This is a genomic window from uncultured Desulfovibrio sp., from assembly GCF_944327235.1.
Lineage (GTDB): Bacteria > Desulfobacterota > Desulfovibrionia > Desulfovibrionales > Desulfovibrionaceae > Desulfovibrio.
Map to the genome: position 1 here is coordinate 18,955 of NZ_CALVHE010000024.1, position 12,389 is coordinate 31,343.

Annotated in this window: 7 protein-coding genes; 5 read left to right on the plus strand and 2 right to left on the minus strand. The window is 63.5% G+C overall.

Going from position 1 to position 12,389, the window contains the following annotated elements; genetic code table 11:
- Positions 1–3: 3 nt before the first annotated feature.
- From mqnE to Q0K00_RS05380, 5 genes are all read left to right on the plus strand, one after another.
- Positions 4–1,152, plus strand: coding sequence for an aminofutalosine synthase MqnE (gene mqnE, locus Q0K00_RS05360; protein WP_297227902.1), 1,149 nt, complete (start codon positions 4–6; stop codon positions 1,150–1,152).
- Positions 1,149–2,282: a cyclic dehypoxanthinyl futalosine synthase gene (gene mqnC / locus Q0K00_RS05365; protein ID WP_297227904.1), complete on the plus strand. Its 1,134-nt coding sequence runs from the start codon at positions 1,149–1,151 to the stop codon at positions 2,280–2,282. Before mqnE ends, mqnC begins: the two co-directional genes overlap by 4 nt.
- Positions 2,279–3,115 (plus strand): menaquinone biosynthetic enzyme MqnA/MqnD family protein, encoded by an 837-nt coding sequence (locus tag Q0K00_RS05370; protein WP_297227905.1) that lies wholly within the window; start codon positions 2,279–2,281, stop codon positions 3,113–3,115. The genes mqnC and Q0K00_RS05370 overlap by 4 nt, the downstream gene beginning before the upstream one ends.
- An 893-nt stretch (positions 3,116–4,008) precedes the next feature.
- Entirely contained in the window at positions 4,009–9,120 is a 5,112-nt protein-coding gene (locus Q0K00_RS05375; RefSeq protein ID WP_297227906.1) for an autotransporter domain-containing protein, read from the plus strand.
- 360 nt (positions 9,121–9,480) lie between these two features.
- A complete protein-coding gene (locus Q0K00_RS05380; RefSeq protein WP_297227908.1) occupies positions 9,481–9,798 on the plus strand; it encodes a DUF3467 domain-containing protein in 318 nt (105 codons plus the stop codon).
- Between the two features lie 379 nt (positions 9,799–10,177).
- Here Q0K00_RS05380 and Q0K00_RS05385 read toward each other — a convergent pair whose 3' ends face one another.
- Together Q0K00_RS05385 and Q0K00_RS05390 are read right to left on the minus strand one after the other, a co-directional pair.
- The gene (locus Q0K00_RS05385) at positions 10,178–10,726 is read right to left on the minus strand and encodes a helix-turn-helix domain-containing protein (RefSeq protein WP_297227910.1); all 549 of its coding nucleotides are present in this window, start codon (positions 10,724–10,726) and stop codon (positions 10,178–10,180) included.
- Between the two features lie 270 nt (positions 10,727–10,996).
- Positions 10,997–11,443 carry a flavodoxin gene (locus Q0K00_RS05390; protein WP_297227912.1) on the minus strand — a complete coding sequence of 149 codons (447 nt, stop codon included), beginning with the start codon at positions 11,441–11,443 and terminating at the stop codon, positions 10,997–10,999.
- Between the last annotated feature and the right edge of the window lie 946 nt (positions 11,444–12,389).

The following is a 12,389-nucleotide window of genomic DNA, read 5'->3' on the forward strand; positions in this document are numbered from 1 at the left end:
TCCATGCTGGACGCCGCATATTATGCCGCGCTGGGCCTTTCGTCCATTCGGGACAAGGTGCTGGCCGGAGAACGCTTGAGCTACGAGGACGGGCTGGCGCTGTTCGCCTGCCCCGACATCACCGCCGTGGGGGCTCTGGCCCATCACGTCCGCTGCCGACTGCACGGCGACGCCGCCTTTTATGTGGTCAACAGGCAGATAAATTATACCAATGTCTGCGTCAACGGCTGCACCTTCTGCGCCTTTCGCCGGGACAGCGAAGATCAGGAAGGGGCCTTCCGCCTGAGCCGGGAGGACATCCTCGACCGCCTGCGCGCCGCCGACGCCACGCCGCTGCATCTGGACGAACTGCACATCGTGGGCGGCTGTCACCCGGACCTGCCGCTTTCCTGGTTCGAGGACGTGCTGCGCGCGGCGCGGGCGCTCGATCCCTCCTTGCCCATCAAGGCCTTTACCCCGGTGGAGATCGAACATTTCTCCCGGCAGGAGGGCATCAGCACCCGCGAGGTGCTGACCCGTCTCAAGGCGGCCGGGCTGGTGATGATGCCCGGCGGCGGCGCGGAGATCTTCAACGAGGAGCTGCGCGCGCGCCTCTGCCCGCACAAGGCGACCTCCGAAGCCTGGCTGCGCATCTCCGGCGAGGCGCACGAGCTGGGCATCCTGACCAACTGCACCATGCTCTTCGGTCATCTGGAAACGCCCGCCATGCGCGTGGACCATCTCTGCCGCCTGCGCGAACAGCAGGACAAGAGCGGCGGCTTCACCTGCTTCATCCCGCTCCCCTTCCTGACCCGCAACAGCCGGCTTACCCTTCCGGAAGAGAAACTCGGCCCGCAGCGCGGCCTTGACGAACTGCGCACCGTGGCCGTGGCCCGCCTGCTGCTGGACAACATCCCGCACATCAAGGCCTACTGGATCATGCTGGGCGTCAAACAGGCGCAGACGGCCCTCTGGTACGGTGCGGACGATCTGGACGGCACCATCATTGAAGAACGCATCGGCCATATGGCCGGAGCCACCTCCGCGCAGGGCATGACCATCCGCGAACTGGAGGACATGATCCGGCAGTCCGGCTTCCGGCCCGTGCGCCGCAACGCCACCTTCGCGGCCATCCCGACCGCCGCAGCCCCTTCCCCGGAGGTCCGCTCATGAGCAGCACCGCCCTCTTTGCTCCGGCCCACAGCCCCTTTGACGAAAGCCCCGCCGTGCGGGAGGCCGCCGCTCTGGCCCGCGCCGGGCAGCGGCTGGACCGTGCCGCCGCCGAGGCCCTTTACTACGGGGCCTCCCTGCATACGCTGGCCGCGCTGGCCCACGCCATGCGCCTGCGCCTGCATCCCGACCCCATCGTCACCTATGTGGGCGACAGGAACATCAATTATTCCAACGTCTGCGTCTGCGCCTGCCGCTTCTGCGCCTTTTTCCGCGCGCCGGGCGATGCGGAAGGCTACGTCATCAGCCGCGAGGAGATGGCGCAGAAGATCGACGAGACGCTGCGGCTGGGCGGCACGCAGATACTCCTTCAGGGCGGCCATCATCCCGACCTGCCGCTGGAATGGTACGAGGATCTGCTGCGCTGGATGCGCGAACGCTGGCCGAGCCTGCACATCCACGCTTTTTCGCCGCCGGAGATCTTCTTCTGGTCCCGGCAGTTCGGCCTTCCCGTGGCCGAGGTGCTGCGTCGTCTGAAGGCGGCCGGTCTGCACTCCGTGCCCGGCGGCGGCGCGGAGATCCTCAGCACCGAGGTACGCGCCCGCGTCTCCCCCAATAAGTGCACGGCCGAGGAATGGTTGTCGGTCATGGAAGAAGCCCACAAACTAGGCATGAAGACCACCGCCACCATGATGTTCGGCCATGAAGAGGAGCCCCGCCACAGGCTTGACCATCTCTTTGCCGTGCGGGACGTGCAGGACCGTACCCACGGCTTCACGGCCTTCATCCCCTGGACCTTCCAGCCCGCGCATACCCGCATAGACTGCCCCACCCTGCCCGCGCCCGCCTATCTGCGGCTTCTGGCCGTTTCCCGGCTGGTGCTGGACAATGTGCTCAACATCCAGTCCTCCTGGGTGACCATGGGACCGCAGGTGGCGCAGCTCGCCCTGTTCTACGGAGCCAACGATTTCGGCTCGCTCATGATCGAGGAGAACGTGGTGGCCGCGGCGGGCGTGTCCTATCATCTGACCCGCAAGGAGATCCACAAGATCATCCGCGCGGCGGGCTTCACGCCCGTGCAGCGTCTCATGGACTATACTCCCGTGGACCCGCAGCCGAAGGAGGACGCATGACCGCTCCGCTGCGCATGGGCCGCATCAGCTATCTCAACGTGCTGCCCATCTACCATCCGCTGGAGGCGGGCATCATCCCGCACGATTACGAGCTGGTATCCGGCCCGCCCGCCCTGCTCAACGAGATGATGGGCCGGGGGGAGCTGCAAGTCTCTTCCTGCTCCTGCTTCGAATATGCCCGTCGCCCGGAGCGTTATTATCTGGTCGATGATCTCTCCATCGGCTCGCACGGTTCGGTCATGAGCGTCCTGCTGCTCTCCCGTGTGCCCGTGGAGCAACTCGGCGGGCAGACCATCCTCATCAGCGGCGAGACCCATACCTCCGTGGCCCTGCTGCGTCTGCTCATGCGCGATCGCTACGGGCTGGACGTCGATTACGCCACCGGTTCCGTGACCTCGGCCCTGCGCCACGGCACGCCGCCCGCAGCCTTTCTGGCCATAGGCGACGAGGCCCTGCGCCTGCGCAACCATCCGGACTATCCCTATCGTGTGGACATGGCCGACGCCTGGAGGGAATGGACGGGCCTGCCCTTCATCTTCGGGCTCTGGGTCATCAGTCGGGAAGCCGTGGAATCCGGCCTGCTGCCCGACGATCCCGGCGCGCTCCTGCGTCGGGGCCGGGACTGGGGGCTCGCCCACATGGACGTCATCCTCGATCTGACGGCCCACGGCTGCCCGCTGACCCGCGAGGAGCTTGCCTTCTACTACCAGCAGGGGCTCACCTATTCGCTGGGCGAGCGCGAGCAGCAGGGACTCAGGCTCTTTTACGCCAAGCTGGCCGAGGCGGGCATGATCCCGCCCTGCCCGGAGCTGCGCTTCTTTGCCCGGCAGTAGCGACCGCCATCCTCTGCCGACGACTTTTCGGGGAACGCTTCGCCATGCGACGGCGTTCCCCGTTTCGTATCGCCCCCCATCCCACAAACCATCCAGCACAAACATCCCCCAAAAATGCGTTACAATATTGTGAGAAAAGAGCGTTGACGCAGCTCGTTATTTCCCGTATTCTACACATGAGTATTTATGGGGAGACAAGGGGGTCATCACTCTTCCCGCAAACGATGCGCACGCCGCTCTCCACCCATCCGGCCACGTGAGCATACCGCCGGATGTCTGGGCCACGCACCATCGTTCGTCAAACGGCAAGAGTCTCTGGAATACAGCCTTTCAGCATCATTTTTCCGCTTTTCCTCGGCAAGTCGTCGATACGACGCCATTGTTCGTCAGAAGCGGACGCCCGCCGCTCTCCCGTAATGTGGACCCCTTCCCTCGTGACACGGAGGAGGTCCCGTCCTTTTTCCGGCATGGCTCCATGTGCGTGGAGCCGCCAGGGAGCGTACATCTGTGATTCGTGGCGGTGCAAACGACCTTTACCTTCCGTATAGGGAAATACGGAACATCCCTCGCGAGGACGAGATCTTCGGCTCCCCTGTCGCGGCCAGGACAAAGGCTGCGGAGGGGAGCCGCCGTCTTTCCGGCCGCCGGGCGCGGCATATCCTCCGCAGGGGGCATCACTCGCCGCCATCATCCTTCCTGTATCGGGCGACATCCGCACGTCATGCCCCTGTCGTCGCGAAAGGATCCTGTCCTCTCATGCCTATGGATAGCTCCGCTGACCAAAGGCCCCTGATCGAGCCATCCCGCGCCGAAACACACGCTGACATTCCGCCGTCATGGTCCCCACGCAGTGCCCGCTCTGAAAATCATTTACCGTCCAAAGGAGTTGAATCATGCATCTGACCCAAGGCGCCATCGGCAACCTCATCAACCGTTACCGGGCGGTACTGCGCAAATGCCGTCTGTTGAACACCTTCGGTTCACTTGCCGTGGCCAGCCTGCTGGTCATGGGGCCCTGCGCCGCGGCCCATGCCGCGCCCGCTCCCGTGCCGTGGACGCAAAAAACCGTTACCATCGACAGTTCCAATCCCCAGACTGTGGATGAGCTGTATGACACCATCAATCCGAACACGACGAACAACATCCTCACGGAATCGCTCACGCTGCTGGATGGCGGCTCGCTGACCATCGCCGCCGGAGCCAAGCTGATCCATCGCGCCGACGCCGATCAGGGATATGTCGGCCTGACCTTCGACATGCAGGGAGGCACCTTCACGAGCGACGGGTATGTGTCAGCCGAAGCGTTCATCCTCAGCGGCGGCATCGCCAGCCTCGCCAATCCAGGGGCGAGCACAACCAGCCAGGGCTTGTCGGCCAGCTCCATCACCATAAGCGGGGGCACCCTCGATCTCGGGGAACATGTAGACATCAGTGGCGGGACTCTGGATATCACCGGAGGGCTTGTACGCGCAAACGGCAACTGCATGATCAGCGTATCGACGATAAATATCGCGGACAATGCCCAGATCAAGGCCACCCAGAGCACGATGTCGTTCAACGGCGCCATCAATCTGGGCGGCAATGCCCAGCTGACAGTCAGCAAAATGACGACAAACCAGGCCAATGTACTCTCCCTCCAGGCCAAGGAAAACATGACCATCACGGAGAACGCCTCCATCATCGTGGAAAATCTGGCGGAGCTGGAGTTCCGTCCGTGGACTTCAAAGAGAGGAGGAGCGACCGTCACGCAAAGCGGCGGCTCCATCGTCCTCCTTGATGATACCGACCCCGTGAATGAATACGGCGGATACATGACTATCCTTGAAGAGATAACCTACAAGCTGCAGGGCGGCAGCATAACGCTTGGCGAAGATACCTCATTGAGCAGCAACGGCATCATGATCATCAGCGGCGGCAGTCTGGAGAACAGGGGAGAGTTCTACGCCACAAATCTGGATCTCAGCAATGCCGGCAACGCCCTGAGCAATGCCGGCACCATCTCCATCTCCAGCGAACTGCTCTGCAGCGACGCGCAGCTCAAGGACCTTGTGGCGGCAAGCAACGCGAACCTTGTCATCTACACCTGGAAGGATGGGGAATACAGCGTCGCCGACCTGGGCCAGTCCGCCACGCTTGACGCGGAGATGTTCAGCGCCGACGTTGACGCCCGGCAGAAAGTCGTCATCGGTGAAAGAGGCAGTCTGGAAGCGCAGACAGTGACCCTGAATGGCGACACGTTCTCCATCAATAAAGACGGACGCATCAAGACCAACATCCTGAGCCTGAACAACAGCGGCAGCAACTTCACCGTGACCTCCGGCAAGCTCGTCCTCAACGGCGAAAGCGGCTCCCGTCTCAGTGCCGCCGGGAACGGCCTGCTGCTCAACGGCGGCAGTACAGCCGACGCTGAACTCATGCTGGGCGAATTCAACAGCGAGACCGGCGCCCCCTCCACCGGCGGCACGCTCGACGCAAACGTCACGGCCACCAGCGGCACGGTATCCGTCGTCGCCGGCACCTGGACGCTCGCTTCCGGCAAGACGATCAACGTCGGTTCCGGCGGCGTCCTGAACGTCGGCGGCGTCATGGATGCCGGCTACAGCAATGTGGAAAGCCTGCCCGCCAAGCTGATCGTCAACGGCAGCCTCCTGAGCGCGAACGCGGGCGACGGCACGCAGGGCATCAACATCCTTTCCGGCGGTATGCTGGAAGCCGACAAGAACGTGTTCCTTTCGGGGACTGATCGCGTCAACGGCCTCAATGTCATCAACACGGCGGCAAACGGCACACTGCGAGTGACGGGGCTCGGCACCATCAGCTCGGCCGATGTGGCCGCCATCCAGGGCAATCTCATGACCGGCGCGGGCCTGTTCGACATCGCTGACGCCATCATCGACGACGCGCAGGTCGCCCCGGACGGCACCATCGACTACGCCACCCTTCCGCCCGGAGGCGTGACCAGCGACAGCTACAGAGAGGCCGTCGTCATCAACGTCAACGGCCCGCTCTCCGGCAACTTCGCCGCTGTGGAGCTGGCAGGCGGCGGCAGCATCAGCGTGGCCTCCAACACGACCCTCATCCTCAACGGCAGCAAGGGCGGCACGCTCATTGCCGATGCCGCCGGAGCTGTAGCCGACATCAGCGTTTCCGGGGCCTTCACTCTCGGTGAGGCCGGGAAATCCGGCAGCGGCGTCATCGGTGACGTGCTTCTGGACAGCAGCACGGCCAGTCTCACGAGTGCCGGTAACGGCAGTTTCACCGCCGGAGCGGTCGATGCCGCCGTTGATGGCTACGGCAGCGTGAAGGTGACGGGCGGTACGCTCACCGTCGCTTCCATCGGCGCCACGACGCCCGTCGGCGTGGCGGACGCCACCGACGGCGCGCTCATCGCGCAGGGCGGCATCAACGCCCAGACGGTCAGCAGCCTCAACGGCTCCGTGCAGGCGAACGACATCACGGCCCAGACCATCAACAGCGGCGCCAACGCCACCGTGGAAGCCCTGAAGGATATCGATGCCCAGCGTATCGTCATCTCCGACGGCACCGTACTGGCGGGCGGCAGCCTTACCGCCGCGGGCTTCACCATACAGAATGGCCTCCTGCAGGCCGCCGGCGACATCACCATCTCCGGGCCTCTCGCCAGCGGAGACCTGACAGCCACCGGCCGCGTCGTCTCCACAAACGGCAATGTGACGCTGCAGGACAAGGTCGCCGGACTGGAAGGAGACATACACGCGGCGGGCGACGTGCGGGGGTCGAGCTTGTGCAGGTCGATGATGGAAGGAGACATACACGCGGCGGGCGACATCACGGCACAACAGGAAGTGACGGCCCCCGCCCTCTCCCTCATTGCCGGGAATGCCGTCAAGGGTACGGACATAAAAGTCAATTCCATCTATGCGACGCGGGCGGAGACGACAGGAAATCTCACCGTCCGAAGCCAGCTCAGGCTTCCCGGCAAGGGAGCCGATGCCAGCAGCGTCGGCGGTCATCTGACCCTGGACAGGGCATACGCCAGCGTGGGCGACATGGCCGTCAACGGCAACATGATCCTTACGAACGGCACCCACGCCACATTCGACAATCTGAGCGTGGGGGGCGACATCTCCAGGGTCGGTCAGAGCGCGGACACCGAGGGCAGTACCTTCGTCGTCCGAGAAGTGCTGGACCTCAACGGCAGCATCATCACCGTTGACCCCACCTGGGGCGGCACGTCCAGCAACATGGCCGTCAACAGCATCAACGACGATGCGGCGGCCGCCGATATCCTGATCAACGGCGGCGTGGCCGTGGGCCAGAATGCCTATGCCGCCATAGGCACGGCGGACAGCGCATGGCTCCCGGCCGTGGCCGGGCCGCTCTCCCAGAACGGCACGTCCGCCGCACTCGGCATCTTCCGGCCGGTGGCCCTTGCCGCCGGATACAAGCTCTACGTCAATGGCGCGCTCGCTGATACCGCCCTCGCCGGAGGCGGCACGGGCTATGATGCCGCCCCTGTCGATTCGGCCACCTTCGAGCCCGGCAGCCTGCTCGTCGTCAACGGCGGCGACGCGCAGATCGCCGGCGGCACGGCCGCCATCACCTTTGCCAATAGCGGCACGCTCCATGTGGCCGACGGCGCAAAACTCGCCATCGCGGACATAGCCGTGGGAGAAAACATCACGCTCCTGAGCAACGTGAGCAATCTCGATACGGCCTTCAACGGCACGAGCTACGCCGATGCCGCCTCCACCGGCTGGAAGGGACAGAACCTCCTGACCAACTCGCCGCTCATCGGCCTTACGCCCTCGACGGACGGCAACAGCCTGACCTTCACGGTCACCCAGAACGACGCCAGAGACGTCTATCCCGGTTTGAGCGGCGGCATGGCCGATGCCGTCAACACGCTCTACGGCAACGGCCATGCGGACGTGGATTCGCTGGATATGGGGACGCGCTTCCTCTCCCGCGCCACGGACAACCGCTATCTTGCCGACGCCAACGCCACCGTCCGTACCGTCGAGAGCGCGGCGCGCATGACCGTGGCCGGCGCTGTGCCGCAGATGACCAAGATGGCCTCCGATGCGGGCAGCGCCGCCGTGGTCGATCGTCTCGGCATGGCCAATGCGGGCAGCGGCATCCAGACCGTGAACAGTGCGGGACAGCCCGCCGGGGACGACGAGCTCGGCCTTGCCCTCTGGATCGCTCCCACCTGGCAGAACAGGACCGGCTTCAACATGGATGCCGGGAGCCTCGACGGCGGCTTCAGCGGCAATATCGGCGGCGTGGTCCTTGGCGCGGACTACACCTTCAACAATGCCATCCGCGCCGGTATCGCCCTCAACCTCGGCGGCGGTTACGCCCGTTCCGCCGGGGACTTCTCCACCACGACCAACGACATGAGTTACTGGGGGCTCGACGTCTATGCGGGCTGGACCTCCGGCAACTTCTCCCTCATGGCCGACGCGGGCTATACGGGCGCATACCACAAGCTGGAGCAGGAACTTGATGCCGGCATGGCCATGCGCGACCTCAAGGCCGACGTACAGGCGGAAGCCTGGCAGGCGGGCCTGCGAGCCGAGTATACGTTCGAGACCTCCGTGCTGGACATCACACCCCATGCGGGAGTACGCTACCTGAACCTCCATACCTGGGGCTACGACGTCAAGAGCAACGGCACCGTGCTGGAGGCCGACAGCATGTACCAGAATATCTGGACCTTCCCTGTGGGCATCACCTTCAGCAAGGACTTCGCCCTCGAAAACGGCTGGCATGTGCGGCCGTCCGCGGACTTCACGGTCATCCCCGCCACCGGGGACATCAAGGGCAGACAGGACGTACGCTTCGCGGGGCTGCCCGGCAGCTACGAAATGGAGACGCAGACCATGGATTACCTGACCTGGCAAGGCGGCCTCGGACTGGAAGTCGGCAACGATGATCTTTCCCTTGGCATCAATTACACGCTGCAGGCGGGAGAGACCGGCACAGGACACGGCGTCTTTGCCATGTTCCGCTACGAGTTCTAGCCTAACAGGAAAGGACGTAGTCACGCGGGAGAAAAAAGGTCCCCTTTCCCAAACGGAGGGGGCCTTCTCCCGCATAGAGCATTTTGCCTTTGAAAAAGGCAAAATGCGAGGCGGCACACAGCGCCGCCCGGCCAAAAGTGAGCGGAAAAACCGCGTTTTTTCCGCGAAACGCCAGGCCGTATGGTTTGGAACGCGGAGCCTTTCAAACTGAAAATGCTCTAACGGTAAAACGCATCAGCGCAAGGTCAACGGCCAAAGAACACCACGCTTCCCCAGTGACCAGTTCGTTTTGGCGTCAACATACCACGCCAGCAGCACGGCCCTTCATCCACACTCACCGTAACGCCTCAGGAGGAACATATGTCCGACAAGCAAACAGCCGCGCAGGAAAACGCCGCCCAACAAGAAAATGCCCAAGCTCGCCCCCGCGTCGTCATGTCGCCGCCCCAGAACCTGCCGACGCTCTACACCAATGCCTTTCAGACGACGTTCCAGCCGGGAGAATTCCTGATCGCCGCCTGTGTCAGCCATCAGGATAGCGACCAGAACGGCCCCTTTATCAAAGTCCAGCAGCAGGTCATCCTCGGCATGACCGCTGAAAGCGCCAAGCGCCTTGCTCTTGCGATGGTGCAGGTCGTCAAGCAGTACGAACAGCAGCACGGCGAGATCGCCCTGTAGACTGGCGCTTCACGGGAAAGGAGCCCTCACTCGGCAGTCTCTCGTCGCAACGGGCGGGGACCGGCCCGCCTGGCCGCCTGAGTGAGGCCCTTTCCGTGCGGCGCAGTCCGCAACAGAAAGACCGTCCTTCCCAACTCCCCCGCCGGACAGCCGGACACCCCTTGGCGCGATCACGCGCTCATCTCTCGTGTCCCGCAGCGATCCCCACAGAACATACCGTTACGGAGGGGCGATCATGAGCATCTTGCCTTTGAAAAGGACAAAATGCGAGGCGGCAGCACAGCGCCGTCCGGTCCATAGTGAGCGGAATGACCGCGTTTTTTCCGCGAAACGACAGGCCGTATGGTTTGGGACGCGAAGCGCTTCAAACTGAAAATGCTCATGTGTCCCGCTCCTTGCCGAGGCGTTCCTCCAACCGCGCGACGCGTTCACGCAATTCGCTGTTTTCCCGCCAGAGCTGGCGATTTTCCTGGGTCATTTCCCGCCGCTCCCTGTCCGCCTGTTCCAGACGGGCTTCCAGCCAGCGGCATTGTCGGCATGGGAATGCTTCGTCCCGCTCCGCCTTCGCCGGCGACTCAGGGATCTGCGGCGCGGCTTCGAGCGTCAGGCTGTCCGCAGCAGCCCTTGCGTCGTCATCATCGCGGGACGCGGGTAAACACGCCGGTTCCGCCTCCTGACTGTCCGGTGCCGTGTCCGGCCCTGTCGGCCCCTCTTCCTCCGCCCGCATATGGTCTTCGCCATACAGCAGCCAAGACGGGTCCGTCCCGCAGACGGCACACAGGCGCGCCAGATCCGAAGCCGTCGGCTCGCCAACTCCCCGCTCATACCGGCCCCACGAACTTTTATGGATGCCCACGCGCACGGCGAACTCGGCTTGCGGCATTTCGCCGCGCAGCTGTCGCAAGCGCTGCGCCAGCGTCGTACTCATTTTTCCCTCCGGGCAAAGCGATTCCGTATCCACGGTCCGGCGTCCGCCCGCAGCCCGGCATGGCATCAGGCCGTGGCATCTTGACTGCAGGTGGGGATCGGGCCGTAGCTTTACGCGGTACAGCCTACCTGCCCTCTTCGGCCGGGGCAAGTCCGACGACATGTCGCGCCCCGACTGTTCCCAGTGGCAAAAAAGCTGCGGGACCGCCACCCTGACGATCCCGCAGAGGCACACACGCCGTCCAGCCACGGGCCAGACAACGCCGCCGGGCTAGAGCTGTTTCAGCACTGCCCCGGCAAAGCCCTGGATATCCTCCGGCGCGGCGGACGCATCGCCTTCCACCTTGAGGCCCTCGGTCATGATGATCGCCCCCAGATCACGCCCTTTCGCCTCGATGGCCGGTACCGCGCCGCAAAAGTGCTCATAAGCGCTGTCCCCGGAAGCAAAAGCCGCCAGCTTCTTGCCGGAAAGGTTCATGCTGCCCATCTCCTCGAACAGTGGCGCAAAGTCGTCCTGCAATTCCAGCTCGTCCATGCCCCAGGCGCTGCATCCCAGCAATACGGCGTCAAAACCGTCGGCCAGTCCGGGGGCGGACACTTCCGCCGCATTGCGCACATCCACTTCCTGACCGGCATCGGCAAGAATATCACGCAACTTGTGGGCAATGCTTTCCGTGTTGCCGGTGCTGGAACCATAGACGATAAGAACCTTGCTCATGCGATCTCCTTTCGGCCTGCTGCCGTGTGGTCGTTGCGGGCGTGACGAGCTTCGACGCCCTATTCCTGAAATGAATTTTTTAGAAATGGAAATTCATTTTCAATTCGATTTACTGAAAGTCCCGCCCAACGTCAAGCCCTCTCGCGGCTTTTCCGTACCGTAGCCACACAGAAAGCGCACCGTCCGCTTCCGATGCCACGCGCAACTCCACTGCAGACAGCCCGGCGGGGAGTTTCGCTTTTCGTACTTGTTCACGGGATAGCGGCTCCGGCCCGGCATCCCGGCCGGGTCGCCCACGCCCCCCAACCCCGCCGTGGGGCAGCCATCAGTGACGGGAACTCAGCTGGCGTCAGGCACACCCTGCCCCCTCCTCTGCCGCGGGCCATATGGCCTTCGCCCTCCCGCTGTTCCGTGCAACGCACGGGAAGAGCTTCCGTCCGGCGTCGGAACTTCCGCGCCATGACGCGCTTACGCCTGCAAACAGGATACGCGAAAGCCCACAAAGTCAAGGACATCACCTTGCGAAGCAGGGAAAAAAACGTTTTCTCCCCTCCTGAGTCACAGCAAGGACAAGAACGTTTTGCTTTTGAAAAAAATACGAGGGAGACGACGGTATAGCGCCGCCCGGCCCAAAGTGAGCGGAAAAACGGCGTTTTCTCCGTGAAATGGCAGGCCGCAGAAAATGCTCTACTGAACGACGCCGGGAAGGACGCAAAAAAGACAGGGATACCAACCTTCCCTGTCTTTTTTGCCACGCCGCCGGGGGCCCATCGGTCGGGGAACGGCTTGCGAGGATATGCTCCCCGCCAGCCTCCCCGGCAAGATTTTTTGAAGGATGGATGGGGGGCACGGGGGGAAGGAAGGGGACTTTTTTGCAAAAAAGTCCCCCCGCGTGCCCCCGCTGCTCTCAACGCCCCCCTCCCCTCCTCCACCCACTCGCACCGCG